This window comes from Paenibacillus sp. J22R56 (assembly GCF_056269375.1).
The window spans coordinates 601,075-627,404 of sequence record NZ_JBWDNV010000001.1 but is presented as its reverse complement, the minus strand read 5'-3'; the positions used below and the strand labels follow the sequence as shown (position 1 = coordinate 627,404).

The following is a 26,330-nucleotide window of genomic DNA, read 5'->3' as shown; positions in this document are numbered from 1 at the left end:
GTTGAGTGTGAAACGGGTCTGGAAAAGAGCACTTATCGGGGTTGGAGCAGGAGTCGTTATCATTGGATTGGGGATAGCCGGTTATGCTTGGCATCTATACGGCTCGGTGAAAGATACGGCCGCGAAAATATATGAGCCGATTGAGCCAACTGTATATGTGAGCAAAGATCCGGAAGTGACGGCAAAACCACAGGATGTTGCAGAGGCTTTAATAGAGAAGCGTCATCCTTTCTCGGTTGTTGTTATGGGCGTAGATGAGCGGGAAAATGATAAAGGCCGCTCAGATACGTTAATTGTGCTAGCCGTTAATCCAGCCAAGAAATCCATTCTTATGTTTAACATCCCACGCGATACGAGAACCGAAATTATCGGACACGGTACAACGGATAAAATTAATCATGCTTACGCGTTTGGCGGAGTAACGATGGCAAAAAATACGGTTGAGCATTTTCTAGATTATCCCATCGATTATTATGTCCGAATTAACATGGAAGGCTTCGAGCATTTAATAGATATTTTAGGCGGAGTTGAAGTGAATAACCCGTTCTCGTTTTATTATGGTGAACATCAATTTAATGAAGGCCCTCTTAAGCTTAATGGTGATCTGGCACTCTTGTATTCCAGAATGCGTTATGAAGATCCGAGAGGTGATCTGGGCCGCAATGCCAGGCAGCGCGATATTTTAATGGAAGTGATGAAGAGTTCGCTTAAGTTCAACAACATCACACAAATCCAGAAGATATTAAAAGAGCTTGGTACCAGTGTGAAAACGAACATAACGTTCGACGAGATGAAAACCTTTATGACCGATTATCGGGAAGATGTCGGTAATATCAATATGGTTGAGATAAGTGGTTCTGGAAGCATGATTAACTCAGTATGGTACTTAATCGTGAACAAAGATGAACGGGAACGTATTCACGAGCTCATGAAAGAGCAAATGGAAGATAGTTTGACTACTGCGGCGGCGCCTTAAAGGGCGCTGTTTTTATCGCAGAATCTGCAAACGCTTACAATAAGAAAAGACGACAAAACGTATACAAGTATTGACAACTTTCGCTAAATCCAATAAAGTTAAGATACGAATTGTAACAAGTTATGCTAATTGATACAAAAAGTATAATTACATGAAAGTAGGGAAGTAATGATGGTACAACTGGAAGAACATTTCTATTGTGTGGGCTGTGGTAAAATGGTGCGGATGTATGAAGCAAAGTCGTTGTTTCGGACAGGCTTTTTCCGTGTCGTTCTACCGCTCGGCTGCTGCTCAGGCTGCTCGCAAGTCTAAATAATGACTCACGCAACTTTCCCTCACACTAATAATTCGCTATAATAGACGAACAATACATATAACTAGATTTTGGAAAAAGTTGACGGTTATGAATGATCACAATGGCTTAATAAGGTCATCTTGGTGATAATTCATTTAAGGAGGATATTATGGAGCAACCGATTGTACAGTTGCAGCAGGTCACGAAGAAGATCGGCAAGAAGACGATCATCAACAACCTGTCGCTTGATTTGCCGCTGGGTGAAGTATTTGGTTTCCTCGGACCAAACGGAGCAGGCAAGACGACTACCATCCGTATGATGGTAGGGCTTATGGCGATGACTTCAGGTGAAATCAAAATTGGCGGATACAGTATTCGAAGTCAGTACCAGCAGGCGATCCGCCATGTTGGGGCAATTGTAGAGAACCCGGAAATGTACAAGTATTTGACCGGTTATCAGAATCTTGTTCATTTCGCCAGAATGATCGACGGCGTTACACCGCAGCGAATTCAGGAGGTTATTGACCTCGTTGGTCTGGAGTCCCGAATTCACGATAAGGTAAAAACGTATTCGTTAGGGATGCGTCAACGGCTTGGTGTTGCACAAGCGATTCTGCATCGGCCAAAGCTGCTCATTCTAGATGAGCCTACAAACGGTCTAGATCCAGCAGGCATTCGTGAGCTGCGCGACTACCTTCGCCAGTTATCCAAGGAAGAAGGCATCGCCGTATTCGTCTCCAGTCATCTGCTCTCGGAGATGGAGCTCATGTGCGATCGTGTAGCCATTATTCAGAATGGCAAGCTGATCGACGTGCGTACGATTCAACAAGGCGGCATTAACGCTCAGAGTGATGTTAATATTTTGTTTGAAGTAGACAAGCCAGCCGAAGCGCTTGCTGTTGCGGCTGAACTTGGTAAAGATGCGCTCAAGGAAGGCGATAGCATTGTGTTGGAAGCGAACCGTGACTTCGTGGCATCCTTTAATGCAAGACTTGTTGCGGAAGGAATCAAAGTATATGGAATACGCGTCCAAACCAAATCGCTTGAGGATCAATTCCTGGAAGTAACAGGAGGTGAACGCATTGTTTAAATTTATGAAGCTGGTTACAAATGAGAATATGAAAATTTACCGCCGTCCTCGTACCTACGTGATGTTGGGCCTTATGCTTGCGTTGATAGCGGCTATCTCGATTATTACTTATTTTGTAGACGATACACACAACACTTTAGCTTGGAACATGATTTTTACCGAGACAATGATTTCCTATATGCTCATTACGGTATTTACAATCATTATCGCTTCCGGTAGTGTGGCGGATGAGTTCACAAGCGGTACGATTAAGCTGCTGCTGATCCGTCCATGGTCAAGATCAAAGGTGCTGTTATCCAAATATATCGCTGTGCTGCTGTATGCGCTTGGAATGGCTGTCGTCATGCTGTTGTTTAGTTTCATCTTAAATACAGTATTATTCGGCTATCAGGATGTGACAGCATCAGAGGTCGTTTCACCGCTCGTATCGGGATCCGTTGCGGCTTATTTGATGAAATACAGCCTATTGAAATATGTATCCCTTGTGGTAACGACTACTCTTGCGTTTATGCTTGCTACGGTGTCCCGTAGTGGAGCTTTATCCATTGGGCTGTCCTTGTTCCTCATTCTTGGGGTCAACTCCTTTGCGCCATTATTAGCAACGCTCAAATACAAGTGGGCTGATTATTTATTGTTCATCCACCTTGATCTTACACAGTATTTGAACGATGCTCCAATGCGAGATGGCATGACGTTAGGCTTCGCTTTCTTTGTATTAGCGATCTATTATGCGATTTTTGTAGGACTCGCTTGGTATGTTTTCAAGAAGAGAGATGTTGCGGCGTAATCACCAAAAAACTCCGATCAGGACCCTGCCAACAGGACCTGATCGGAGTTTTTTTATGTTGTTAAACGGCTTGACGTGCTTTTTCTTTCTCGCGAGTTTGGTCCTTAGTATTACTGGTAGAACTGCTTCCGCTGCCCGTTTCCGACAATGGACGTGTCCGTATCTCATTTGCCATCTCCATATGACAGGTTCCGTTTAGCATACCGCCGTCTTGAACAATGATAGTATGAGCCGAAATACTGCCGGTCAACTGGCCTGTAGCCGTAATGGTTAGTCTGCCTTTTGCCGTCACTTCGCCATATACTTTTCCGGCAATCGTAATATCCCTTGCGGTAATCGTGGAGCGGGCCATACCGTTTTCTCCGATGATGACATCACCAGCACATTCAATATCTCCGCTATGCTCTCCTTCGATGCGGATATTTGCTTCGCAGTTCAATTTGCCCTCTATATGCGTACCAAGTCCGATTAACGTATCGGTCGCTGATGCGCGCTTATTGTCTTTGAACATAGTTGTTGTGATCCTCCTTGCCTTCCGGCCGGTATTGGAACGTTCTATTGACTTTTATTCTCGCAAAGCTCGAAACATGCCAGAATTATATGACTCCGAGGGGAGAAAAATGGCGTATGCCTAAGAGTCAGTACGAGCTTGTCGAATATATATAATATAGTGGAGTTTTGATATAACAGGATGGTGAAGCATGAAGGTGATGGAAACGAGGCTGCCAGGTGTCAAATTGCTGGAGCCTCCTGTATATGGCGATCACAGAGGTTTCTTCTCGGAGAGCTATAATGAGACAACGGCGCGGAACCAGGGAATCCTCCATACTTTTGTACAGGATAATCACTCTCTGTCGGTTGAAGCGGGAGTGCTGAGGGGGATGCATTATCAGCTTCTTCCCAAAGCACAAACGAAGCTGGTAAGGGTAACAGCAGGTGCCATTTATGATGTTGTTGTTGATATGCGCCAAGGTTCACCAGCTTATGGGCAGTGGCAGGGATTTATTCTAAGTGCGGCGAATAAGAGGCAGCTGCTTGTACCGCAAGGTTTTGCCCATGGCTTCTGCACCTTGGTGCCGAACTGTGAAGTACAGTATAAGGTCGATGCTTTGTATTCGGCTGAGCATGATCGAGGTATCGCTTGGGACGATCCAGCACTTGGCATTGATTGGCCGGTAACGAAGCCGGTATTGTCGGATAAAGATGCAAAGCATCCTAAGCTTGCCCAAGCGGAAAATAATTTTGTATATGAGGGGTGAGCATGCAGAGTGAAACTGTTAATTACAGGAGGGGCGGGATTTATCGGGAGCAACTTCGTTCACTATATGTTAAACCATTATCCCGATTATCAATTGTTTAATGTAGATGTCTTAACGTATGCAGGCAATTTGGAAAATCTTAAGTCTATTGAGGATCATCCCAATTATACGTTTGTCAAAGCGGATATTGCTGATCAAGCTGTACTTACTCCATTGTTTGAGAATGGAATAGATGCGGTTATCAACTTTGCGGCGGAGTCTCATGTAGATCGAAGCATCCTGCAGCCTGGGGTATTTGTTCGTACGAATGTGCTTGGAACACAGGTGCTGCTTGAGTTGTCCAAAACGTATAAAGTGTCAAAATATGTACAGGTATCAACGGATGAAGTATACGGTACGTTAGGTTCAGAAGGGCTGTTTACCGAAACAACCTCGCTTGCGCCCAATAGTCCGTATTCAGCCAGCAAAGCCGGTGCAGATCTGCTTGTTCGCGCTTATCATGAGACCTTTGGTCTGCCAGCCCTTATTACACGCTGCTCGAATAATTATGGTCCTTATCAATTCCCGGAGAAGCTTATTCCGCTCATGATTCGTAATGTTCTGCAAGATAAGCCGCTGCCTGTATACGGCGATGGTCTCCAAGTGAGAGATTGGCTCTATGTGGAGGATCATTGCCATGCTATCGATTTGGTGCTCCATCAAGGAACAATCGGCGAAGTGTATAATGTTGGCGGAAGCAATGAACGGACGAATCTTCATGTGGTACAGACCATATTGAAAGAGCTGGGCAAGGCGGAATCGCTCATTCGCCATGTAGAGGACCGTCTAGGTCATGATCGCAGATATGCGATTGATGCCAGCAAAATCCGTAATGAGCTTGGCTGGGAACCAAAGCGTTCCTATGAGGATGGGATCAAGACAACGATTGAATGGTATCTGCAGAATGAAGATTGGCTGAAAAAGCTGGAGTCGAGATGACCGGAGTAGATCAGAGGACGCTTAAGGTAGTCGTTACCGGAGCTAATGGACAACTGGGGCGTGAACTCGTCATGATGGACTCGAAAGGCAGGTTTGCTATTACAGGCCTTGACCGTTCAGTCTTGGATATAACTAATTTGGAACAATGCCGCGAGGTATTATCCCAGCTGCGTCCCGATGTGGTGATCCATTGTGCCGCCTATACGACAGTGGACAAAGCAGAAGCTGAGCCTGATGAGGCTTTCCGGATCAATGCGGCAGGGACACGTAATATCGCTGTAGCTTCAAGAGAGGTTGGCGCTAAGTTATGCGCAATCAGTACCGACTATGTATTCGATGGTACAGGGACAATCCCGTATAAGGAATACGACCGTACGAATCCGTTAACGGTGTACGGACAATCCAAGCTGGCAGGAGAGCAGCTCGTACAGAGCCTGCATGATCGATATTTTATTGTAAGAACATCTTGGGTATATGGGGCGTACGGCAATAATTTCGTAAAGACGATGTTGAAGCTAGCGTCTGAACGGGATCAGCTTAAGGTTGTTGCCGATCAATTTGGTTCGCCGACCTATACCTATGACCTGGCGTTATTTCTACTGGAGCTGGCAGCAACCGATTATTACGGCCTCTATCATGCTTCTAACAGCGGGATCTGTTCCTGGTACGAATTTGCTAAGGCTATCATGGAGGAGAGTGGGTACGGTACACAAATTGAACCGTGTACAACGGCGGAATTTCCTCGTCCAGCGCCGCGTCCCTCTTACTCCGTTATGGATCATAGTGCAATTCGCAGCAATGGCTTGGAGCCACTTCGGCCATGGCGGGAAGCGCTGCGGCATTATCTATCGAATACGAAAAACATTTAAGCAGTCTATTCCGCCACATCGTGGCTGGAACAGGCTGTTTTTTATACATAACCGTATACGTTGGGAGCTGCCCGACCAAACTAGTTGAATGGATTGGATTAATGGGGTGCAGGTATGATCGGCTTTCTTATTGCAATTATTTTATTACTACTGATATATAGTGCTCAGCCTGCTATCATTCTATGGCTTGAGAGGCGAGTAGCTACTAAGGCTATTGCATGGATCTTTTTGTCATTGGCTGTTCCTTTTCTAGGCTTCTTCGGATACTGGATGATTGGGCGTTCGAAGCGGGTGAAAGCAGGCCAAGACATTTCAAGAGAATATGAACAAGCCGCTGAACGGCTGTCCAGCTCTGTTAGCAGCATAGGTGAGCTCGGTAATATCGGGATGCTGGAACAAGAGCAGTTACTCGGTCTGTTGAACGTATGCTCCGGGAGACCAATTACGTTAGGGAATCAGGTGAAGGTACTGACAAACGGGAAGGAGACGTTTGCAGCTATTCTTCATGCAATTGAAGAAGCCAAACATCATATCCATCTGGATTATTACACGATTCGGGATGATGGGATTGGGCAGCAATTTTTAACCTTGCTAACGGCAAAAGCAAAAGCAGGCATTGAGGTCCGTGTACTTTATGATGGGATTGGCAGTGTTCATTTGAGCAAGCGATACATTAAGGAACTAAAGCAAGCAGGTGTTAAGGTCAGCTGCTTTCTGCCGGCAAGAGCCGCTTTGTTCAAGAGGCTGTTAAACAGCCGTAATCATAGTAAAATCGCCGTCATCGATGGGAGAATCGGATTCGTAGGCGGAATCAATATTGGCGATGAGTATTTGGGCAAGGATGAAAGACTAGGCTTCTGGCGGGATACGCAGCTTCAGCTTGAAGGGGATTCGGTATATTTCCTGCAGGAGCTGTTTATGAAGGATTGGGAGCTTGCGGCGAAGGAACGTCTTCCTGTGCATGCTGGTTATATGCCGGAGCATGATCCGGATGATGCGGTGCAAGAGCCGGTCCTTATTGTATCCAGCGGGCCAGACCGGAGTGGTGAGCCGATACTAGAGACAGCGTTCGCGGCTGTGAAAGCAGCAAAGTCGAGCGTTTATATATCGACGCCTTATTTTATTCCGGATGAAAGCTTGCTGGCAGCTCTTGGCAATGCAGCGAAAAGTGGAGTTAATGTCCGACTCATTATACCAGGCATTGCGGATACACAGCTGGTCCTATGGGCGACCTTATCGTTTATTGAGCGAATGCTTGAAGCTGGTGTACGGGTATATCGATACCAGAAAGGATTTATTCATGCGAAGGTGATGATTGTGGATGATTTGCTGGCCGTAGTTGGGACAGCGAATATGGATATGAGGAGCTTCCACAGCAATTTTGAGCAAAATGCCGTCCTATTCAATCAGCAGACGATTGATCAGCTTCGAAATGATTATGAGCAGGATCTGCTGGATAGTCTTGAGCTGGATTTGCCTACCTTCAGGATGAGGTCGAGACGGCAAAAGGCAGCGGAAGCCGCTGCCCATTTGTTGTCACCGTTATTGTAAGATGTCTTTATTTTGCCCCCCCGATAAAGCTGAGCACATGCTCTAAATCTTGCGGCTGCGCAAGATCGATTAGGTCGCCATAACGCTGCAGCCGATCCGCAATATTCAGGAGATGAAAGTCAGCGGGTTTGATCCCTCCGGCATACACCTCTTCCCACTTAAGTGGAGTAGACACTGGTGCGCCAAAGCGGGCTCTTGGCGTATAAGCTGCTGATATCGTTTTTCCTCGGTAATGCTGCAGATAGTCGACATAAATAAGGTCACCGCGATTTTTGGTCAGTCTCTCTACAGTGAATAGCTGCGGATAGGCACGGGATAGATAGTCTCCGACAAATTGGCCAAGCTTTCTTAGTTCATCAAACGTATAACGTGGCTGCACGGGTACAATAATCTGTACACCTGTTGCTCCGGAAGTTTTCGGAATGGACTGGATCTTCAGAGACTCCAGCATCTTTCCTACCAGAGCAGCCGCTTCAATAATTCTTGGCTCATCTTCCCGTGAAGGATCTAGATCAAGAATCCATTCCGTCGGATAATCCGGCTCTTTAATCCTGTCGAAAGACGCATGGAATTCAAGACAAGCGAGATTACCAAGCCACAGTAAAGTCGGCAGGCTGTCGAGATGAACGTAAGAAATACCTTCGCTGTCAGCAGTATGAACGAAATCCGGTTTAGGGACGGGACAATTTTTCTGATAAAACGATTTGCCGGCATATCCATGCGGATAACGAATGGTCGTCAAATAACGATCCTTGCAGTACTTCAGCAAAAAAGGCGAAAGTATGGTGAGTTTCTCCAAATACATAAGTTTGGTAATTCCATGCTCCGGCCATAGCGGCTTCTCTGGATTTGTGACCGTGATTTCATGTCCTTCGACCGTGACAACTGCAGAGCGTTTCGATGAAGCTCGCGTCATATTCATAGGCGGCCTCCTGTGCCAAAGGAAACAAGCTTCGGATGCCGCAGCAATCCGGCCGATGTCAGCTCAAGCCCTGTTACCCGGCAGGGCATCGGTGAAGGCAGCCAAATGATACTTTCGCCTTTTAGCTCGGAAGGCAGGGTGTCGAAGGGCATCGGCCATGATGGCGCATCACTTTTCCTCAGCTGAAGCATTTCACCAAGCAGCTCTCGCATCGCATCATCAAGGCCAAGTGATACGCTCCCAATGAAGCGGCCCTGATCGGCCATGATTAAGCTAGCCGCACGGCCTTCACGGCGTTTGACACCTACGATGCCAACATCTAGCAGCAGTGCTCGCTTTTTTTTCAGCCAATCACGATGTGCTTTGCCTTCCTTATAAGGGCTGTCGAGTCTCTTGCTGACGATTCCTTCCCACTGATGCTCATCCACCCATTTCCACAGCGAATCTGCATCAGTATAGAGGTCAGCTGTAAGAAGCCGGTCAGAATGAACGGGCTTCAGCTTCGTTATCATTCTTTCGTGCCGCTGAGCGTAAGGGAGTAGACGGAGATCCTGTTCACCGTCCTGTAGCAGATCAAACAAGACATACAGAACCCTCCCCTTGCTTGTAGAAGGGGAAGGTTCACTGCCGAAGCTTCGTTCACGGGTGAGCACCATTTGGAAATTTGGCCGTTCGCCATCCCAATAGACGACTTCACCATCCAGCATGCATGGACCAAGAAGCGAAGCTTGCTCTTGAAGTGTCCTGTGAATTTCAGGATAGACGTTGTTTTTGTTTAGCAGCCTGCGCGAGTACAGGTCTACTTGACCATCCTCACTTATGGTGGACACAATTCGGACGCCATCCCATTTGATCTGATAAATCCAGCCAGGTTCCTCCGGAATACGATCATCCGCAATCGGAATCATCGGCTCGGAAGGGAGCACGAATGCGGCCATTAAGAAACGGTCTCCGTTGCCTTAGGTTTCTTCGTTCTTGGCTTACGAGGCTTCACTACTGGTTGATCGGTGCTTGCGGCAGCGCCGCCGTCGGTTTGAGCACCACTGTTAGCTGCCGTTTGTCCTGCGCCGGTATCAAGGCCAACTCCGCCAGGCGGCAGTTTTGCAGCCTCAAGGCTTGCCTGCAGAGCTGCCATCAGATCTAGTACATTAGTTTGCTCTTGCTGAGGCGCAACGCGGATTTCTTGGCCAGCCACTTTATTGTTAATAGCCTCGAGCATATTGATCCGGTAATCATCGGTATATTTGGACGGTTCGAATGGCGTCGACAGCTGCTCGATTAACAGCTTGGCCATCGTCAGCTCTTTTTCGTTTACATTTACAGAATCTGGAATTCCGGGTACATGGGAGATTGAGCGGATTTCATCCGGGAAAAAGATCGTCTCCATCGCTAGGCAATTATCGATGACACGGATAGCGGCTAGGCTGCTTTTGGAACGAATGGACACTTTGGCTACACCAATTTTGCCCGTATCGGACATGGCCTGCAGTAACAAGCCGTAAGCATTGCCTCCTGCCTGATCGGGGGACAGATAATAAGTCTTCTGGAAGTAGATAGGATCAATTTCTTCGAGCGCTACAAAGTCCAAAATTTGAATCGTATGTGATTTCTCACCCGCTAACTGCTCAAGTTCTTCTTTATCAAACAGCACATAGCGGCCTTTCTCATACTCGTAGCCTTTAATAATGTCATTCCACTCTGCTTCTACATCGCAGCTTGGACAACGTCTTGTATAAGCGATTGGACTGCCGCAAGGCTCGTGAATCATACGCAGTGATATATCCTTATCTTCTGTAGCCGAGAACATTTTGACAGGTACATGGACAAGCCCAAAGCTGATTGCACCTTTCCACACGGTATGCATCTGGTATCTCCTCCTAAAATGAATGATCACCCAAATGGCCATTCGGGCCATTGTGATGATTCATTGCTTCGAAAGCATGCGCTTAATGAATGATCACCCAAATGGCCATTCGGGCCATTGTGATGATTCATTGCTTTCTAAAGCAGCTATATATAAGCTTTATTGTTCCCGCAATGCATGAGAATCAAACAAATCGGGTATATTTTGCTTGAACCAATAATGCTTGCAGCAGGGAGGAGTGAACCGACTATGTTGGATCAAGACAATAATGAAAAGGCGCCGGCTGACAAATGGGACGAAGGCCGCGACAATTACTTTATGGATATTGACCGTATGGTGAATGAGGGCTTAGGCGGAGGCACTGTGTCCCCTCAAAACGGGTTAATCGATGAATCAACTACCGATTATATCGTTCCGGAGACAAAAGATTGACCTGCAAAGGCAAGTTGAAGGAGGCAGCAATGTAATGGACGTAAACCGCGCCAAGGAAATTTACAGCTCGGATTCTACGATAAAAGTTCATCTGGATGACGGCGATTCCGTATGGATCGAGAATGTAGATGAGGCTAATGGGATGGCTACCGTACAAGTTGGAGGCAATCCAGTTAACACGAAGACGGTTTCTGTTGACCGCTTGCAGGAAAGATAAATAGGAATAGAGGAAAGCCGTTTGGGTCTAACCCGAACGGCTTTTTGATTTTCTAAGGAAAAGCAACTTTTGTAACATTTCAGCGTTTTATAGTTGTTGTATTTATTTGGTAATTATATCAAAAGGTGAGTGAAATCATGTTGAGCTTGATTAACAGCAAGCGAATCGTTTCATCAATGATCATACTTGGTATATTGCAGATTCCCCTGGTTGGACATGCGGGACAAAAAGCTTACGCGAATGAACGAGCAGATCAGCTATATGCGCAAATCTACGCAAGTACTTCGGAGCCTTCCGTTCAGACAAAGGATACGGAGGTTACAAAAGAAGAGGCAATCAAGCATTTGCAGTCTCTGTTTCCGAAAGTGAGTCATTTGCAGCCGGAAACGGCTGAGCTATGGCAGGTAGATTATACGGCACCGTCATCCAATCATAATGCAATTTGGCATTTGCAAGGGAGCTTTCATTACGGGAATCGTTCTTACTTATACGTAACGACGATTGATGCGATATCCGGAGACATTATCGAACATCAATTATTAGGTTTAGGCCAAACGCCGTATTATTCCTATCCTCTAACGTCCTACTTTCCAGCCAAATTTACGCAGGCAGAAGCAGAACGGATTGCTCATCAGTTTATCCGTAAAGCGGCTGTTTCGATGCTTCCTTCCGATAAGGTTAGATTAAAGCTGACAACGGATCCGGTTCCAAAGACTTTGTTTGGTGACATTACTTATCATTTCAGCTTTCAGTACTTAATAAATGGTATTCCGAGCGCAGCGGACGACAACTACATTGAAATAAGTGGTAATGGCGCAGTGACCGGGTTCAGAGGGTTTCATTCCGCGCTTGCGTATCCTTCAATGACAGATAAGTCGATCTCTAGCAGTCAGGCGTTAGAAAAATATAAAAAAGAACTAAAAATGGAGCTCGTCTATTTTCCAGACAACAGCTTGGATAATAAGGGTAACTATCGCCTTGCTTACGTGCCGGTTCAAGGAATTGGTTATATGGATGCGAAGTCCGGGCAGTATTTGAGGGATGAGAAGGGTCAATATATTAACAAAGATAGGACACCGCTTCCTGCTGCAGCAGAGCATTATACGGTATTCAAGGCTGCAGGTAAAACCTTTAAACCCCATACCGGCAAAGTTCTGACAAGCAATGAAGCATCAGCGATTGTTAAAGGACAATATCCTTTAAGCTCGGAATTCAGAGAGCCATCCGTTCAGCAGTATACGGATATTTATTCTAATAAAATATGGACTTTCGTATGGAATAAACGTCCGGGGACGGGCAGTGCAGGTTTTGTAACGGCAGCTGTTAATGCGAAGACCGGGCAAATAACGGCTTTGGAGGTCAATGGCGACATGATTAAACTGACACCTTCCATCAAAAAGGAACAGGCGAGGAATAAGGCGCTGGAGCTCGTCAATTTGTTGTATCCCAATGCTGCAAGCAGCCTTAGAATATTGGATAATCCGCTTCCCAGCATTGATTATCCGGCTACCTTTCGATTTGACTTTGTCCAGTATTATCGTGGCGCCCAGATTCAGGATAGTGTGGTGATAATAGGTCTTGACGGAGCAGGAAAGCTCATTAATTACATCGGAAACAACATTCCGGTAACCAAGCTTGCATTACAGCCGAAGATATCCAAAGAGAAGGCGCTGGAGCAATACCGCGCAACATTAAAGACAGAGCTTCAGTATCTGCCGATGATTGACTATTCTAGCGGCAGACCGGTCATACAGTCCATGAAGCTTTATTATATGCCAATCAGTAATGGCATCTCAGACAATGGTAATGTGATCAATGCCGTGAGCGGCCAGCTCGAGAAGCGTGATATGTACATGTCTTATCTTGTGAAGAAGGCAACGGAACTGCCGGCCGATGCAAAGAAGCATACGGCGGTTAAGACCCTTTCGACTTTGTTGACGTTTGGTGTATTGAAGCCCGAGGAGGATCATTTACTTCACCCGGATAAGGCGATTACAATTGGCAGCTGGATGAACATGATACTGGCCGGCTACTATCTAAAACCAGAGTTATATACCGCCCTTCCGACAGCGGTCAGGTTCTCGGATATCGGTAGCAGCGGGCCTTATTCGGCTGCGGCAGATCTTTTTTATCAAAGAGGCTGGCTCCCGGTCCCGAATACGCAAAAGCAGCTCCATCCAGAACGGGTAATGACAAGGGATGAACTTGCTTTGTGGCTGACTGCCTTCCTAAAGCGGAATTGGCCGGAAGAGCTGCAGCAGGATCAGGGGCTCTACTCCTTGAAGGATGCAGGACAAATCAGTCATAAAGCAGAGGCAGCAATCGCGATGAAGCTGGGGCTTCTAACACCGGAAAAGGGGAATTTCCGGCCGAATACACCAGTGACAAAAGTGCAGGCTGGCTCAATCATGATTAGGCTTTTGCAATTTTGGAACAGCGCTGATGTTTCCTTTATGCAAGAATAACAAATTGAACATCATCAATTATTTGGAAAAAAATGAAACTTTTCTACCATGTTCATCGTTTATTGTTAAGTGTATGATTTTGGAAGTTGTTCAAGATTTAGAGAGAAGGCGAGGAGAAGTAATGAAACGTTCTTTCAAAGGTAAGGCATTGGCAACGGCACTATCGCTAAGTTTGCTCCAGGTCCCATTGTTTGGTGGACTTGTCCATGCAGCAAATTCTGTAACAAGTATAGCGGTTGCATCTGGCGAGGCATCTTCATCTACTGTGGGAGTATTGGATGAGAGCCTGGCGAAAATCTCGAAAGATGAGGCCGTCGAAAAGTTTAGAAAGCTGTTCCCTGAATTTAAGGATGCTGAAGCGGTTAGTGTTCAACTCGGGAACCAAAATCAGTATCCGCCAAGCAATGAGATGATTTGGACAATCGAATGGAGTGTAGCTGTAGACAACGGGACACATGGTTTTAGTACCAGCATTGATGCGATAACAGGAGATATTCTTACATATTTTTATCCAATTGATCAGGAATACGCTTATTATCCGGCAAAAGTGACTAAGGACGATGCGGAGAAGATTGCTAAGCAATTCATCACAGTCGCTGCGCCGTCCATTAAGGCTGATAAGCTGGAGCTCTTGCCAACGGAAAGCAATTATCCACAAGCCTTGTTTGGGCCGGTACAATATACCTTTATTTATCAGATGCAAGTGAATGGCATTCCAACGTCGAACAGTCAAATTCAAGTAACGGTTGACGGTAACGGTAATGTCACGAATTACTACGGGTCCAGCACAAATAAGAACTATCCTTCTCCTGACACGACTCTGACGGCGGCAGAGGCAGGTGAAAAAATGAAAAAGAATATTAAGCTTCAGTTAGCTTATATCCCGAATTCCGATTATTACAACTCTCCGCTCAAGGCATCAGACTACCGTCTTGGCTATATTGCAATAAGCGGAACTGGCTTAATTGATGCGAAATCAGGAAAATATCTTGACGATAATGGTCAGGCTGTAGATTCCCTTCCGGAAGTTGGCTACTCCACCATTTCTTCGACTGCAGCACCGTTCCAGCCGCATAAAGGAGAGGAACTGACTAAGGAAGAGGCAGTAGCCGTTGTGGCTGCCGCTTCGGGACGAAAGTTATCGGAAGAACAAGGCTCAATTAGCAGTGATCGGAATGGTCATAAGGTTTGGAATATCTCATCTGGAGATCCGTTTGGCGGCGAACAAATCCATGCGGAAGTAGATGCTGCAACTGGGCGGCTCATTCAGTTTTTCACCTATTCTTATTCGTCTGATGGATCCTCTGGAGATGAAGCAGAGAAAGCAGCACAGTCTTCTATTACAGAATCGGAAGCCAAAGCCAAAGCACAAGATCTGGTTACGAAGCTTTATCCGAACGCATCAGGCGATTTGAAGCTGATTGAGCGTCCGGGCAATTTTTCATACGGTCCTGATATTGCTTATACTTACTTGTTCCAGCAGTTCTATAAAGATAAGCCAATCCAGCCGTCGACCGTTCAGATTAACCTCGATGGTAAAGGTAATTTGCAGCAGTATTATTCTACGACAACTCCAGAGGATACGCTTGGTAAACTTGATTCCTTAACCGCCAAGGTTACGGAGGAAGAAGCACTCAAGGTGTATCGTGATGCGCTTAGTGCCGAGCTGCAGTATGTGACAATCGGCGGCAATTATGTTGCTGGCAAGCTTCAGGAACAGCAAGTGAAACTTGTTTATTCACCTGTATTAAAAGATTTCGAGAACAACATAAGCATCTTTGTAAATGCGATTAGCGGCAAGCTGGAGCAGCAGTATAATTTCCTTGGTATGCCTGAAGAGAAGGGCGAGCTGCCAGCAGACGCGAAGAAACATTGGGCTTCCAAATCGCTCGAGACTATGTTCAATTATGGCATTATCAAACCGGAATCCGATGGACTCATCCATCCGGACCAAACGGTTAATACCGGGGATTGGGTTAATATTCTGCTCGCCAGCTTTGTAGCAGGTCAGTATTATAATACACCGGAAAAACAGCGCTTTGCCGATATTCCGCTCGACAGTGAATATGCGAATGCCGTGGATTATTTGGTGCAAAGAGGCTTCCTGCAAGCTTCCCCAACTCAAAAGCTGCATCCTGAGCAGGCTTTGACCCGCGGCAATTTGGCAGTATGGCTCACAAAGCTGCTTAAATATGAAAAGTTGTCTGAATTTATGGCGAACGATACGGATGTGACAAAATTGAAGGATGCTGCTCAAATTAAGAATAAAGGAGCAGCAACTATTGCCATTAAGCTTGGCTTGCTGACAACAGATAACGGAAAGTTTAATCCTGATGCACCAGTGACCAAAGCACAGATCAGCACGGTTCTTTTAAGGCTTGCCTCCTTGCAGAATAAAGTCGATTCACCAATCATGAACAACTACTATTAACTTTTGTAGTAGATCCGAAAACGAACAGCTTACACGAGCTGTTCGTTTTTTTATTTGGGGCTTTTATATTGCGTTCCATATAGTTCTAATGTATTAATCCGAGCTTTTTGCTAGAGTTAATTCATTGGATGTGATAACAAAATGAAGGCTTACAACAAGAGCAAACTGTCTAGTCCAAAATTTTATGTGCCAATTAAATATAAATTTATAATAGGTCATTGCTTCGCATTAGTTTGGCTGCTTTTTTCAATTTATATTTCTCGACCCTGGATCGTATCGCTTGGACATGTCGTCACATTGCCAGGAGCCATATTGATTATAACGGGTATAGCTTATATTCCCGGTTATTTGATCAGCTTTATGTTAGGCAGTCTGCTCATGGACAGACAGCCAGAGTTTAAGGTGGAGTATCCCAAACAACCGGTAACTGTTCTAATTGCTGCATGGAATGAAGAGAAGAATATCGGTGACACCCTAAGGCAGCTGTCCAAGCAGGATTATGAAGGTGATATTCGGATCATACTCATCGATAATAATTGTACAGATGATACGGTTGAGGCTGCTGATCAGGTGGCGAAGGAACTGGGACTTTTCATGCAAGTTGTTACGGAAAAGAAAGCAGGGAAGAACTACGCCCTGAATACGGCCCTATCGTACGTTGAAACAGAGCTAATGATTACCTTGGATGCGGATACTTTGCTTCACACCTCGGCGATTCGATTTATCGTCTGCAGGATGATGAGTGCACCGGAAGACGTATGTGCAGTTGCTGGGGCAATACTTGTCCGCAACAGCCGTCAGAATATATGGACCAAAATTCAGGAGTGGGATTACTTTCTTGCCATAGCCTCTGTAAAACGTCTTCAGGGGATGTATCAGCAAACACTTGTTGCCCAAGGGGCATTTAGTCTTTATAGAACTAAGGTTGTACAGGAAATTGGCGGCTGGGATGATGTCATTGGTGAGGATATCGTACTGACGTGGAAGTTTATGAAGAAGGGCTTTCGTGTGTTCTTTGAGCCATTATCTGTTGCGTTTACAAGCGTCCCCGCATCCTTCAAATCCTTCAGCATACAGCGAAGCCGTTGGGCGAGAGGAATGATTGAGGGACTGAAAGCCGTCAAGCCTTGGCAGCAGCCGCGCATGTACGGCAAATATTTAACTGGCGTTAATCTGATCTTGCCTTATGTGGACGCTGCCTATACGTTCTTTTGGCTGCCGGGATTGGTTTTGGCTTTATTTGGCGTTTATTGGATTGCTGGACCTTTGACCCTTCTTGTACTGCCGATTACTATATTAAGTTATATGATTCTGTACCGTTATCAGAAGTCGGTCTTTCGAGCATTGGATCTAAAAGTGAGAAGGAACAACACGGGCTTTATTTTATTCATTATCATTTATCAGATTATTATGAGTCCTGTTTCCATATATGGATACCTTCAGGAGCTATTAAAGCTTAAGCGTATATGGAGATAAGAATCTGCAAGCAAAAAGCTGCCGAGCTCGGCAGCTTTTTCGTGGTATTTATTTATCCGCCGAACGCATCTCTGAACGCCCGACGTAGCTGGGTAGGGTCGACCTCCCACAACTCAGCGATCTCCTCGCTGACGTTTTCGTCCCACCAATCGGACAACACTTTGCGGTTTTTCTCATTCTCCGCAATATAAAGCAGGTTTAGAATAACCTTTTTGTAGTACAAGGTCTCGGCCTGATCCATCTTCTCCTTCGGCACATATACCTTTAACCGTTTGACGGTTCGATATAGTTCATTGCTGCAGGCGCGGCGGATTTTTCGTGCGGACGGCAGGCCGGTCGTATGTTTCTGGGCGGGTGACTTCATGGTGAACCGACTCCTCTCTAACCCATAAATATGCGTCTGAGAATGAGACGGTCACAGAAGAAATACGTATTACCGTTTGTTAATGGACTTCGATGTAGCCGACCATTGGACCGCCATTATTCATATCGGTATGGACGAGGCATATAATGGGATAGGTGCCAGCCCGCTCGGGTGTAAATCGGATAACCGTTGTTTGCCCTTTTTTCACTTCTCCTTTAATATCAAGGCCCTCGATGATGAAGGGATGACTGCTGCCATTTACGCCGCTGATTTGGAGCTCAACCGGTTCGCCTTTGCGCAGGCTGATTGTGCCAGGATCCCAGCGGTAGACCTCCAGCTTCTTGCCGTCCTCTGTCGTCGAACTGAACTCGCCGGTTACAAGCTTGATGGTCTGCACCTCTGTTGGCTGACCACTTGCGGTACGTGTTCGTTCCCAGCTTAGATAGACGGCAGCCATCAGAATGATAAGAGTCACGAACACAAACAGCTGAACATGCTTTTTATGAATGATGAATACACGAGACATAAGAATTCCTCCTCTTCTATATTTAAGCGGGAGTAGATTCGAAGATGTTGCTAGTGTATGCTCGGGCTTGTCCGTACATGACTGCTGGGCCTAATGCGCTTTCACGGATATGCCCGACTCCAGTCGGGTGGATGCTCATCCACTTCGTATGGTAGAATACAGTCAATTGCTATTATTTAGGATGGAAGGAATGATGTAGTTGGGTTGGATTTCGGATCTGTTACACGAGATTCTGTTATGGATTGAAAGTCTTGGTTATTTCGGCATATTAATTGGATTAATGATAGAGGTTATTCCGAGTGAAATTGTATTGGGCTATGGCGGATATTTAGTATCAAAAGGTGAAATATCTTACTTTGGTGCTATAATCTTTGGTGTAATAGGCGCGGTCGCGCAAAACTGGATCTTGTATGGTATTGGACGATTCGGCGGCCGTCCGCTAGTGGAGAAATACGGGAAGTACATTAAGATTAAGATGAAGCATGTGGATATTGCAGAAAACTGGTTTAAGAAATATGGAGCGGGTATTGTGTTTACGGCTCGTTTTATACCGGTGATGCGTCAAGTTATTTCCGTTCCAGCTGGTATGGCGAAGATGTCGTTCTCCCTTTTTACACTGCTGACGGCGCTTGCGTCGATTCCATGGACGATTTTATTTGTTCATTTGGGTAAAACATTAGGAGAGAACTGGGAAGATATCGACGATAAAGCAGCTCAATATGTACAGCCGGCTATCTTGATTGCTATTGCCCTGTTGATTGTGTACGTCGTCTACAAGTTTATTCGCTCCAAAGGGAAATCCGTATAACACAGAGGAAGAGGGATGAACATGAGCAGAAGCGTTGCAGATAAAGTAAACAAAGGTATTAGTCCGCAGCAATTTATTGAAGGTATGACGAAGAATAAGGAAGCCTTCCAAGGCTGGTATGATAAGTTTGAATGGGCGGATAATGGCGACCGTGAATTTTTCGAATCACTGAAAGGCCGTAATGATTTGCGTGTCCTTATTCTGATGGCTGACTGGTGTGGTGACGTTGTACGCAATATTCCTGTTGTATTCCGTGCACTTGAAGCGGGTAATGTTCCAACAGAGGTTCTCATTATGGAAGAAAATCTCGACACGATGGATCAATTCCTCACGATGGGCGGTCGCTCCGTGCCGGTTGTCATTGTAGCAGATGCCGAAGGAAATGTGCATGGCACATGGGGGCCAAGACCTACATACATCCAAGAGCCGATGGTTAACTTCAAAAAGGCAAATCCTGATCGCGAAGCAGTAGATTATCAGGAGAATCTTACCGCGACAAGACAAGAAATTATGCGTCGTTACGGCGAGGGAACAGGTTATCAAGCTTTAGTTGTTCAAGAGCTGCGTGCCTTGATTGAATCGGTATAAATCATCAGATTGGGGTTTACAAGAATGCGTATAGAGATGTTTACACTTGGTCCGATACAGACGAACGCTTATTTATTGACGGAGAAAAATGAACAGACAGGCGAGGAACGCGGAATTGTTATTGATCCAGGCATGAATCCAAAACGACTCCTCGATCGGATCGCCAATGTGAAGATTGAAGCAATTTTACTGACCCATGCTCATTTTGACCATATGGGCGGTGTGGAAGAAGTACGCACAGCAGCAGGATGCCCGGTGTACATTCATGATCTTGAAGCGGACTGGCTGACGGATGCGAAGAAGAACGGCTCGCTCCGCTGGTCGGATGTAACACCGCCATTAACAACAAGTCCAGCTGAATATGCATTGGATGAAGGCCAGACGCTGAACTTCATCGGCCAAACGTTTAAAGTGATGCATACCCCAGGTCACTCACCGGGCAGCGTAAGCTTCCTTTGCGGCACTGACCTGTTCTCTGGAGATGTCTTGTTTAAACAATCTATCGGGCGGACCGATCTTCCAGGCGGCCGTGAACGGGATTTGTTTGACTCAATCAAGACGAAGCTGTATAAGCTTCCGCCCGAGGTTACGGTATACTCAGGACATGGACCAAAGACAACAATCGGATTCGAAATGGCGAATAATCCTTATGTAAGATAAGAACTTCAAATCAGGACCGTTGGTGATGATACCGACGGTTCTTTTTATTTCATCTCCACAAATATGGAAAAGCGGTTTCAAATCTGAGACAATGTAGTTATGGTCTTTTTTCATAAAAGAACTTGAAAGGACGTGCAGTTGTTTGGCGGATATCAAAGTGAAGCAAGTGGAAGAGGAAGCTGCAAGCACAGGCAAACGGACACCCGAGCAGATTGCTACTGAGAACGAACAGATTATTAAAGGAATGGCATCACAGCTGTCCATCCCTATTACGAAGGTGAAAGCAGCAGTATCTTTACTTGATGAAGGGAACACCATTCCGTTTATCGCCCGGTATCGAAAAGAGATGACTGGTGAGCTTGATGAGAATGATCTCCGGGCTATCGAAGAGCGGCTGCAATATATGCGTAATTTGGAAGATCGCAAACGGGAAGTTATTCGTCTGATTGATGAACAGGGCAAATTGACGGACGAGCTTCGCGCTTCGATCCAAACGGCAGGCAAGCTGCAGGAAATTGAGGATTTGTACCGCCCTTACCGGCAAAAACGGAAAACACGCGCCAGCGTGGCGAAGGAACGCGGGTTAGAACCGCTTGCTCTGTGGCTGTGGGCACAACCACGTCAAGGAGAGCCGCTTGCAGAGGCCGCTAAATACATAGATGCAGATAAAGGAGTTGCTTCAGCAGAAGAAGCACTTCAAGGTGCAATGGATATTTTGGCTGAAAATATTGCCGATGATGCAGCCATCCGTGCCTGGGTACGAAAGCATACATTTGATCAAGCATTGCTTCGTACCGAAGTGAAGAATGCTGAGACGGAATCCGTATACGAAATGTATTACAATTATCAGGAGCCAGTACGTAAGCTGCCGCCTCATCGCGTTTTAGCGATTAACCGCGGGGAGCGGGAAGATGTACTGCGCGTCACGTTTGATCTGACGTCTGATCGGATTCATGAGTTTATTCAACGCAAGGTTCTGCGTCAGCAAACAGCTCCTAGCGTTCGAGATGTTCTAGTTAATGTGATTGAGGATGCCTACAAACGGCTCATCGCTCCATCCATTGAACGAGAAGTGCGCGGAGAGCTGACTGAGAAGGCGGAAGAGCATGCGATCTCGATCTTCTCGGAGAATTTGCGCAATCTTCTGCTTCAACCGCCTGTTCGGGGCAATGTAGTTCTTGGCGTCGATCCGGCTTATCGGACAGGCTGCAAGCTTGCGGTTATTGATGATACCGGCAAACTAATGGAAGTAGCCGTTACCTACCCGACGCCTCCCAACAATAAAGTAGCGGAAGCTGAACGGACGATTAACGGTATGATTGACCGCTATGGTGTCACTTTGATCGTAATCGGTAATGGAACGGCCTCCCGCGAAACGGAGCAGTTTATCGCCGAATTAATCCGCAAGCGTACCAGAGCTGCCGAATTGAAATATATTATTGTCAGTGAAGCAGGAGCAAGTGTCTATTCTGCATCGAAGCTGGCTGCTGAGGAATTCCCGGATTTGGACGTTGCAGAACGCAGCGCCGTCTCCATTGCACGCCGTCTGCAGGATCCGCTGGCTGAGCTGGTGAAGATTGAGCCTAAAGCTATCGGCGTTGGGCAATACCAGCATGATGTTAGCCAGAAGCGTCTCGACGAAAGTCTTGGCGGTGTTGTTGAGTCGGCGGTTAACCATGTTGGTGTCGATGTGAATACCGCTTCTGCTTCATTGCTTTCTTACGTGGCGGGGATAAATGCTACAATTGCCAAAAACATCGTCAAGTATCGTGAAGAGAACGGCCGGTTCGCGAAGCGCGGCCAGCTGCAGAAGGTACCGCGGCTTGGCGCCAAATCTTATGAGCAATGTATAGGCTTCCTGCGAATTCCTGAAGCGGCTAATCAATTGGACCGTACGCCAATTCATCCAGAATCGTATGATGTTGTAGATAAGCTATTTGGTCAGCTTGGTCTCAAGCTGAATCAGATTGGCACCGATGAGCTGAAAGAAAAGTTGTCTGGTATTGATCCAGTCGAGATTGCAGCTGTGCTTGGCGTTGGTGTGCCAACACTGAAGGATATTATCGAGAGCTTGCTTCGTCCGGGGCGTGATCCGCGCGAAGAACTGCCGCCGCCAATTTTCCATACGGATGTATTGAATATTGAAGATCTTACACCAGGAATGGAATTGCATGGCACAGTACGGAACGTTATCGACTTTGGCGCCTTTATCGATATCGGCATTAAGAATGACGGTCTTGTCCATATCTCGCAATTGAGCGACAAATTCGTGAAGCATCCGATGGATGTCGTTTCTGTAGGCGACAATGTCACCGTATGGGTGCTTGGCGTTGATCTGAAAAAGGGCAGAGTTTCACTCACGATGCGCAAACAGGCATAATTTCGTGCTTGCTGGCCTTAAGGACCAACACTATAATACAGATGAGCCTCTAAGATCCTACTTGGGAAGGAGAGGATGAACATCATTATTCAGCCTGACAATCAATCAGATAAACAGCCCGAGCGATGCAGCAGTGCACCCAATCACAAATGGTTTGGTTTATCTCTGCAAGCACTTGTTGTATTATCACGCAAACCAAATGCATGCACAAGCGCTGAGCTCGCTGGGCATTTGAAATCGGAAGCTACGATGCTTCGCCGAGTTCTTGCCAAGCTGGCTCGTGAGCAATTGCTTGAGACAAGAGAGGGTAGAGATGGAGGCTATCGCTTAAAGCGTACTCCGGAGACCATTACGCTTGCTGACGTTTATTTGGCTTTGCGTGTAGGGGAGCCTTTATGCAGCGGAATGCTCGACACAACCGGTATCCATGACTTCGGTCAGGAAATGCGGGTTGCTTTTATGGAGATAACTGATGAGGTGGAACGTAGAACGATCGAAGTGCTGGGGCAAGTTACAATTGCCCAGCTTTCTGAACGGATCTGTACGTTGAAACGAATGGATTTGAATAATTAACATTGGCGGCGGAAAAATAGTCACACTGACCCAGTTGACTTTCCGCCGTCTTAATTTTATACTGTTATCAAAACTGTTACAGATTCGGGCGTACCTACAGCGGCGAAATCGGCATATAAGTTTGCTTATAACTGTGTATAATTATACGCAGTTAATACTGTGAATGATTCATCACAGTCAATGTCCTATATGCCTTTTTATGATTTTAACTGAGCAATCTGTAACACAGATAACCAAATTTGGAGGGAACCGACAATGGCTATTGAAACAAAAGTTGGAACGGAATTTACTGAAGTATTGACATCCCGTCGTTCTGTTCGTCATTATGATCCGTCGTTCAAAATCTCAGATGAAGAAATTAAAGAAATTTTGGAACTGGCAACAAAAGCACCATCTTCTGCTAATACACAATCCTGGCGTTTCCTCGTTGTAACGGATCAGAGCTTGAAGGAGCAATTGCTGCCGATCTCCAATAACCAGCAGCAAGTTGTTGATGCCTCTGCAGTTGTAGTAATTCTTGGCGACCTGGAATTCTATACAAAGCTTGGCGAGATTAACGAAGCAGCTGTTAAGGCTGGCTATATGACGGAGGAGATTGCTGAGCGCTTCACAGATCACTACACGAAGCTGTTCCCTACGATTCCGAAGGAACGTGTAACTGAAATCGTTGCGTTTGACGCTGGTCTTGTAACGATGCAAATCATGCTTGCTGCAAAATCCAAAGGTTATGATACTGTGCCAATGGGTGGATACGACCGTGATAAGCTGAGAGCTTTCTTTGAAATTCCAGAGCGTTACCTGCCGCTTCTCGTGCTGCCAATCGGCAAAGCAAAAGAAGAAGGCCGTCCAACCGTACGTCTTCCATTGGAAGAGATCACGTTCTGGAACGGCGTGAAATAATAAATAAATGCAAAAACTCCCGCGGAGCTGTTAGCTGCGGGAGTTTTTCGTTGAATTAGTGAAGCGTTATTTCGGGACGGTCGCCGTCCTCTGTTTTCGTCGTTTGTTTGCTGCGATAAAAATACCAGCATTCATTCAGCAGTTTAATCTGCCTTAGATCTTTCTTTTGAAACGCACGCATCATTTGATTGCAGAGCCATTGTGGCATTCGTATCTTCTCCTTCCGGCCATACCTGATGTACTAATACGATATGGGGAAGGGCGAATGTCCGTGCAGGTCCTATTTTAGACTTCTTCTTCCTCGTACCACTGCTCAAGCTGAGCTTGCAGCGCGCGGATCTCAGTAAGCAGGGCAATCAGCGGGTAAGCCGATTCCTTCACAGCTGCAAAATCACGTTCCAGTTCATTAATGTAATCAAGACCGGATGCGATCCGGATCGAGCTGTCGTGCAGCTCTACATTATCGCATTCTGCGACAGCGTACGGCAGTTGAGGTACATGATCAGCAGTCAGCTTGTCGATCTCTTTATGAAGACGCAGATTAAGCGCGCTGAGCTGATAAGCATGAGATTCCGGCATTTCAACAAAGAAGATGTTGCTGCCGCTGTTCATAAGGACATAACGCATAGTAGGCATAGTGTAATTAAACTCCCCTCGTAAGACACGTTCTATAATGATTGCTACTTGACAGTGTAGCCTATGATCGCTTTAAAATTCAAGTAGTGGGGGAGAATACTATGACGATAACAATGAATAATGAAGAGCTGCAGCACTGGGTAGAGCGTGTATCGCTCGAAAGCTTTGGACGACCATTCAAACATCTGGCGACGTTCAACGGCAGGCTGAAGGCTACAGGCGGCCGTTACTTTACGAAGTCACATCATATTGAGATAAGTCCACATCAGCTAGCTGCGTTTGGTGTTGAAGAAACCGAAAAAATTATTAAGCATGAGCTGTGCCATTATCATCTCCATATTATGAAGAGAGGGTATCAGCATCGGGATGAGGATTTCAAAAAACTGCTCGCTTATGTTGGCGGATCCCGTTATTGCAACTCACTTCCGGAACGTGCGGCAAAGGCGCCTACGCCTTATAAATACATGCTTGTCTGCCAGAACTGTGGTACGGAATATCCGCGTAAAAGAAGGCTTGATCCTGCCCGTTATGTATGTGGAAAATGTCGCGGAAAACTTTTTTTAAAAAACGCTTGACCTTCTGAAATGACCATGATATATTATTACTTGTCGCCGCGGTAAACAAGCGGTTGAAACGAAAGAAAAAAGCAAGTCAAAAGTAAGTAAATTAGCAGCAATTGATGGATGTATTCCCTGATAGCTCAGTTGGTAGAGCACTCGACTGTTAATCGAGTTGTCACAGGTTCGAGTCCTGTTCGGGGAGCCATGGAGAGATACCCAAGTGGCTCAAGGGGACCCTCTGCTAAGGGGTTAGACTGCGTAAGTGGTGCGAGGGTTCGAATCCCTCTCTCTCCGCCATATTTTTCTTGGTGGACAAGTCGCTCGAGAGAGATGACGATAGAAACAAGAAACAAGAAACAAGAAACAAATAAGGCCCGTTGGTCAAGTGGTTAAGACACCTCCCTTTCACGGAGGTAACAGGGGTTCGAGTCCCCTACGGGTCACCAATTTTCCTCAATGAGTGAAGCAAGCTCTCAAGAGTGCGTTTTACAACATGAGAGCCATTAGCTCAGTTGGTAGAGCACCTGACTTTTAATCAGGGTGTCGAAGGTTCGAGTCCTTCATGGCTCACCATTTACTTCTTCCCTCGAAGTGATGTGGTATGAAGGAAAACAATTTAAAATGTGCGGTAGTGGTGGAACGGCAGACACGCTATCTTGAGGGGGTAGTGTCCCATGGACGTGCAGGTTCAAATCCTGTCTACCGCACCATATCTTAAAACCA

28 protein-coding genes and 5 tRNA genes are annotated in these 26,330 nt (G+C 46.1%); 25 read left to right on the top strand and 8 right to left on the bottom strand.

All coding sequences use genetic code 11. The features are described from left to right. The first annotated feature begins 7 nt into the window (after positions 1–7). The 4 genes from AC0YNT_RS02780 to AC0YNT_RS02765 all read left to right on the top strand — a co-directional run bounded on the left by AC0YNT_RS02780 (position 8) and on the right by AC0YNT_RS02765 (position 3,148). Complete coding sequence (locus AC0YNT_RS02780; protein ID WP_475803221.1) at positions 8–976, top strand: LCP family glycopolymer transferase; 969 nt, start codon at positions 8–10, stop codon at positions 974–976. A gap of 168 nt (positions 977–1,144) precedes the next feature. Beyond that, a complete protein-coding gene (locus tag AC0YNT_RS02775) occupies positions 1,145–1,288 on the top strand; it encodes a hypothetical protein (RefSeq protein ID WP_167279437.1) in 144 nt (47 codons plus the stop codon). Positions 1,289–1,440: 152 nt separating this feature from the next. Then, positions 1,441–2,361, top strand: a complete 921-nt coding sequence (locus tag AC0YNT_RS02770; protein WP_475803220.1) for an ABC transporter ATP-binding protein — start codon at positions 1,441–1,443, stop codon at positions 2,359–2,361. Continuing rightward, complete coding sequence (locus AC0YNT_RS02765; protein ID WP_475803219.1) at positions 2,354–3,148, top strand: ABC transporter permease; 795 nt, start codon at positions 2,354–2,356, stop codon at positions 3,146–3,148. The genes AC0YNT_RS02770 and AC0YNT_RS02765 overlap by 8 nt, the downstream gene beginning before the upstream one ends. Positions 3,149–3,209: 61 nt before the next feature. On the opposite strand, the gene AC0YNT_RS02760 is transcribed toward AC0YNT_RS02765, so the two are convergent. Then, positions 3,210–3,659 (bottom strand): bactofilin family protein, encoded by a 450-nt coding sequence (locus tag AC0YNT_RS02760; RefSeq protein WP_475803218.1) that lies wholly within the window; start codon positions 3,657–3,659, stop codon positions 3,210–3,212. Between the two features lie 190 nt (positions 3,660–3,849). On the opposite strand from AC0YNT_RS02760, the gene rfbC reads away from it, so the two are divergent. From rfbC to cls, 4 genes are all read left to right on the top strand, one after another. Then, complete coding sequence (gene rfbC, locus AC0YNT_RS02755; protein WP_475803217.1) at positions 3,850–4,407, top strand: dTDP-4-dehydrorhamnose 3,5-epimerase; 558 nt, start codon at positions 3,850–3,852, stop codon at positions 4,405–4,407. Between the two features lie 9 nt (positions 4,408–4,416). Beyond that, entirely contained in the window at positions 4,417–5,385 is a 969-nt protein-coding gene (rfbB, locus tag AC0YNT_RS02750) for a dTDP-glucose 4,6-dehydratase (protein WP_475803216.1), read from the top strand. Further along, positions 5,382–6,254 carry a dTDP-4-dehydrorhamnose reductase gene (gene rfbD / locus AC0YNT_RS02745; protein ID WP_475803414.1) on the top strand — a complete coding sequence of 291 codons (873 nt, stop codon included), beginning with the start codon at positions 5,382–5,384 and terminating at the stop codon, positions 6,252–6,254. Before rfbB ends, rfbD begins: the two co-directional genes overlap by 4 nt. A 114-nt stretch (positions 6,255–6,368) precedes the next feature. Further along, complete coding sequence (cls, locus tag AC0YNT_RS02740) at positions 6,369–7,805, top strand: cardiolipin synthase (RefSeq protein WP_475803215.1); 1,437 nt, start codon at positions 6,369–6,371, stop codon at positions 7,803–7,805. Between the two features lie 7 nt (positions 7,806–7,812). Here the strand turns inward: cls and ligD are convergent, their stop codons facing one another. The 3 genes from ligD to ku are packed head-to-tail and all read right to left on the bottom strand — an operon-like array spanning position 7,813 to position 10,591. Then, a complete protein-coding gene (ligD, locus tag AC0YNT_RS02735) occupies positions 7,813–8,727 on the bottom strand; it encodes a non-homologous end-joining DNA ligase (RefSeq protein ID WP_475803214.1) in 915 nt (304 codons plus the stop codon). Next, the gene (locus AC0YNT_RS02730; protein WP_475803213.1) at positions 8,724–9,665 is read right to left on the bottom strand and encodes an ATP-dependent DNA ligase; all 942 of its coding nucleotides are present in this window, start codon (positions 9,663–9,665) and stop codon (positions 8,724–8,726) included. The genes ligD and AC0YNT_RS02730 overlap by 4 nt, the downstream gene beginning before the upstream one ends. Then, a complete protein-coding gene (gene ku / locus AC0YNT_RS02725) occupies positions 9,665–10,591 on the bottom strand; it encodes a non-homologous end joining protein Ku (RefSeq protein WP_475803212.1) in 927 nt (308 codons plus the stop codon). The genes AC0YNT_RS02730 and ku overlap by 1 nt, the downstream gene beginning before the upstream one ends. Positions 10,592–10,840: 249 nt before the next feature. On the opposite strand from ku, the gene AC0YNT_RS02720 reads away from it, so the two are divergent. The 5 genes from AC0YNT_RS02720 (at position 10,841) to AC0YNT_RS02700 (ending at position 17,612) form a co-directional block, all read left to right on the top strand. After that, positions 10,841–11,023: a hypothetical protein gene (locus AC0YNT_RS02720; RefSeq protein ID WP_475803211.1), complete on the top strand. Its 183-nt coding sequence runs from the start codon at positions 10,841–10,843 to the stop codon at positions 11,021–11,023. Between the two features lie 34 nt (positions 11,024–11,057). After that, positions 11,058–11,240 carry an H-type small acid-soluble spore protein gene (locus tag AC0YNT_RS02715; RefSeq protein ID WP_475803210.1) on the top strand — a complete coding sequence of 61 codons (183 nt, stop codon included), beginning with the start codon at positions 11,058–11,060 and terminating at the stop codon, positions 11,238–11,240. 137 nt (positions 11,241–11,377) lie between these two features. Beyond that, complete coding sequence (locus AC0YNT_RS02710) at positions 11,378–13,705, top strand: S-layer homology domain-containing protein (protein WP_475803209.1); 2,328 nt, start codon at positions 11,378–11,380, stop codon at positions 13,703–13,705. A 121-nt stretch (positions 13,706–13,826) separates the two neighbouring features. Beyond that, positions 13,827–16,136: a YcdB/YcdC domain-containing protein gene (locus AC0YNT_RS02705; protein ID WP_475803208.1), complete on the top strand. Its 2,310-nt coding sequence runs from the start codon at positions 13,827–13,829 to the stop codon at positions 16,134–16,136. 141 nt (positions 16,137–16,277) lie between these two features. Beyond that, positions 16,278–17,612 carry a glycosyltransferase family 2 protein gene (locus AC0YNT_RS02700; protein ID WP_475803207.1) on the top strand — a complete coding sequence of 445 codons (1,335 nt, stop codon included), beginning with the start codon at positions 16,278–16,280 and terminating at the stop codon, positions 17,610–17,612. A 52-nt stretch (positions 17,613–17,664) separates the two neighbouring features. Here AC0YNT_RS02700 and AC0YNT_RS02695 read toward each other — a convergent pair whose 3' ends face one another. Then, positions 17,665–17,976 (bottom strand): dehydrogenase, encoded by a 312-nt coding sequence (locus tag AC0YNT_RS02695; RefSeq protein ID WP_475803206.1) that lies wholly within the window; start codon positions 17,974–17,976, stop codon positions 17,665–17,667. A 79-nt stretch (positions 17,977–18,055) separates the two neighbouring features. After that, the gene (locus AC0YNT_RS02690; RefSeq protein WP_475803205.1) at positions 18,056–18,502 is read right to left on the bottom strand and encodes a cupredoxin domain-containing protein; all 447 of its coding nucleotides are present in this window, start codon (positions 18,500–18,502) and stop codon (positions 18,056–18,058) included. Positions 18,503–18,701: 199 nt separating this feature from the next. Here AC0YNT_RS02690 and uptA point away from each other — a divergent pair, with 199 nt between their 5' ends. From uptA to AC0YNT_RS02660, 6 genes are all read left to right on the top strand, one after another. Further along, on the top strand, positions 18,702–19,310 hold the full coding sequence (gene uptA, locus AC0YNT_RS02685; RefSeq protein ID WP_475803204.1) for an undecaprenyl phosphate transporter UptA: 609 nt from the start codon (positions 18,702–18,704) through the stop codon (positions 19,308–19,310). A 21-nt stretch (positions 19,311–19,331) separates the two neighbouring features. Further along, the gene (locus AC0YNT_RS02680) at positions 19,332–19,898 is read left to right on the top strand and encodes a thioredoxin family protein (RefSeq protein ID WP_475803203.1); all 567 of its coding nucleotides are present in this window, start codon (positions 19,332–19,334) and stop codon (positions 19,896–19,898) included. Positions 19,899–19,922: 24 nt separating this feature from the next. Further along, positions 19,923–20,558 (top strand): MBL fold metallo-hydrolase, encoded by a 636-nt coding sequence (locus AC0YNT_RS02675; RefSeq protein WP_475803202.1) that lies wholly within the window; start codon positions 19,923–19,925, stop codon positions 20,556–20,558. A gap of 142 nt (positions 20,559–20,700) precedes the next feature. After that, positions 20,701–22,938, top strand: a complete 2,238-nt coding sequence (locus AC0YNT_RS02670) for a Tex family protein (protein WP_475803201.1) — start codon at positions 20,701–20,703, stop codon at positions 22,936–22,938. A gap of 75 nt (positions 22,939–23,013) precedes the next feature. Then, positions 23,014–23,511 carry an Rrf2 family transcriptional regulator gene (locus AC0YNT_RS02665; RefSeq protein ID WP_475803200.1) on the top strand — a complete coding sequence of 166 codons (498 nt, stop codon included), beginning with the start codon at positions 23,014–23,016 and terminating at the stop codon, positions 23,509–23,511. A gap of 255 nt (positions 23,512–23,766) precedes the next feature. Beyond that, complete coding sequence (locus AC0YNT_RS02660; protein ID WP_475803199.1) at positions 23,767–24,411, top strand: nitroreductase family protein; 645 nt, start codon at positions 23,767–23,769, stop codon at positions 24,409–24,411. Positions 24,412–24,466: 55 nt separating this feature from the next. Here AC0YNT_RS02660 and cmpA read toward each other — a convergent pair whose 3' ends face one another. Then, entirely contained in the window at positions 24,467–24,619 is a 153-nt protein-coding gene (gene cmpA / locus AC0YNT_RS02655; protein WP_167279456.1) for a cortex morphogenetic protein CmpA, read from the bottom strand. Positions 24,620–24,696: 77 nt separating this feature from the next. Continuing rightward, the gene (locus AC0YNT_RS02650) at positions 24,697–25,047 is read right to left on the bottom strand and encodes a hydrolase/acyltransferase (RefSeq protein WP_475803198.1); all 351 of its coding nucleotides are present in this window, start codon (positions 25,045–25,047) and stop codon (positions 24,697–24,699) included. A 101-nt stretch (positions 25,048–25,148) separates the two neighbouring features. Between AC0YNT_RS02650 and AC0YNT_RS02645 the strand changes: the two genes are divergently transcribed. The 6 genes from AC0YNT_RS02645 (at position 25,149) to AC0YNT_RS02620 (ending at position 26,317) form a co-directional block, all read left to right on the top strand. Beyond that, positions 25,149–25,622: a SprT family protein gene (locus AC0YNT_RS02645; protein WP_475803197.1), complete on the top strand. Its 474-nt coding sequence runs from the start codon at positions 25,149–25,151 to the stop codon at positions 25,620–25,622. A 114-nt stretch (positions 25,623–25,736) separates the two neighbouring features. Further along, positions 25,737–25,812 (top strand) — tRNA-Asn (locus AC0YNT_RS02640). 1 nt (position 25,813) lies between these two features. Then, positions 25,814–25,904 (top strand) — tRNA-Ser (locus AC0YNT_RS02635). Positions 25,905–25,978: 74 nt separating this feature from the next. Then, positions 25,979–26,053 (top strand) — tRNA-Glu (locus AC0YNT_RS02630). 51 nt (positions 26,054–26,104) lie between these two features. After that, positions 26,105–26,180, top strand: a tRNA-Lys gene (locus tag AC0YNT_RS02625). Positions 26,181–26,232: 52 nt separating this feature from the next. Further along, positions 26,233–26,317 (top strand) — tRNA-Leu (locus AC0YNT_RS02620). The last annotated feature ends 13 nt before the right edge of the window (positions 26,318–26,330 follow it).

Excerpts from the sequence above, each read along its gene's own strand:
- AC0YNT_RS02775 (WP_167279437.1), top strand. The coding sequence starts at position 1,145 with ATGATGGTACAACTGGAAGAACATTTCTATTGTGTGGGCTGTGGTAAA.
- AC0YNT_RS02770 (WP_475803220.1), top strand. The coding sequence starts at position 1,441 with ATGGAGCAACCGATTGTACAGTTGCAGCAGGTCACGAAGAAGATCGGC.
- AC0YNT_RS02760 (WP_475803218.1), bottom strand. The coding sequence starts at position 3,659 with ATGTTCAAAGACAATAAGCGCGCATCAGCGACCGATACGTTAATCGGA.
- rfbC (WP_475803217.1), top strand. The coding sequence starts at position 3,850 with ATGAAGGTGATGGAAACGAGGCTGCCAGGTGTCAAATTGCTGGAGCCT.
- rfbD (WP_475803414.1), top strand. The coding sequence starts at position 5,382 with ATGACCGGAGTAGATCAGAGGACGCTTAAGGTAGTCGTTACCGGAGCT.
- cls (WP_475803215.1), top strand. The coding sequence starts at position 6,369 with ATGATCGGCTTTCTTATTGCAATTATTTTATTACTACTGATATATAGT.
- ligD (WP_475803214.1), bottom strand. The coding sequence starts at position 8,727 with ATGAATATGACGCGAGCTTCATCGAAACGCTCTGCAGTTGTCACGGTC.
- AC0YNT_RS02730 (WP_475803213.1), bottom strand. The coding sequence starts at position 9,665 with ATGGCCGCATTCGTGCTCCCTTCCGAGCCGATGATTCCGATTGCGGAT.
- ku (WP_475803212.1), bottom strand. The coding sequence starts at position 10,591 with ATGCATACCGTGTGGAAAGGTGCAATCAGCTTTGGGCTTGTCCATGTA.
- AC0YNT_RS02720 (WP_475803211.1), top strand. The coding sequence starts at position 10,841 with ATGTTGGATCAAGACAATAATGAAAAGGCGCCGGCTGACAAATGGGAC.
- AC0YNT_RS02715 (WP_475803210.1), top strand. The coding sequence starts at position 11,058 with ATGGACGTAAACCGCGCCAAGGAAATTTACAGCTCGGATTCTACGATA.
- AC0YNT_RS02710 (WP_475803209.1), top strand. The coding sequence starts at position 11,378 with ATGTTGAGCTTGATTAACAGCAAGCGAATCGTTTCATCAATGATCATA.
- AC0YNT_RS02705 (WP_475803208.1), top strand. The coding sequence starts at position 13,827 with ATGAAACGTTCTTTCAAAGGTAAGGCATTGGCAACGGCACTATCGCTA.
- AC0YNT_RS02700 (WP_475803207.1), top strand. The coding sequence starts at position 16,278 with ATGAAGGCTTACAACAAGAGCAAACTGTCTAGTCCAAAATTTTATGTG.
- AC0YNT_RS02695 (WP_475803206.1), bottom strand. The coding sequence starts at position 17,976 with ATGAAGTCACCCGCCCAGAAACATACGACCGGCCTGCCGTCCGCACGA.
- AC0YNT_RS02690 (WP_475803205.1), bottom strand. The coding sequence starts at position 18,502 with ATGTCTCGTGTATTCATCATTCATAAAAAGCATGTTCAGCTGTTTGTG.
- AC0YNT_RS02680 (WP_475803203.1), top strand. The coding sequence starts at position 19,332 with ATGAGCAGAAGCGTTGCAGATAAAGTAAACAAAGGTATTAGTCCGCAG.
- AC0YNT_RS02675 (WP_475803202.1), top strand. The coding sequence starts at position 19,923 with ATGCGTATAGAGATGTTTACACTTGGTCCGATACAGACGAACGCTTAT.
- AC0YNT_RS02665 (WP_475803200.1), top strand. The coding sequence starts at position 23,014 with ATGAACATCATTATTCAGCCTGACAATCAATCAGATAAACAGCCCGAG.
- AC0YNT_RS02660 (WP_475803199.1), top strand. The coding sequence starts at position 23,767 with ATGGCTATTGAAACAAAAGTTGGAACGGAATTTACTGAAGTATTGACA.
- cmpA (WP_167279456.1), bottom strand. The coding sequence starts at position 24,619 with ATGCCACAATGGCTCTGCAATCAAATGATGCGTGCGTTTCAAAAGAAA.
- AC0YNT_RS02650 (WP_475803198.1), bottom strand. The coding sequence starts at position 25,047 with ATGCCTACTATGCGTTATGTCCTTATGAACAGCGGCAGCAACATCTTC.
- AC0YNT_RS02645 (WP_475803197.1), top strand. The coding sequence starts at position 25,149 with ATGACGATAACAATGAATAATGAAGAGCTGCAGCACTGGGTAGAGCGT.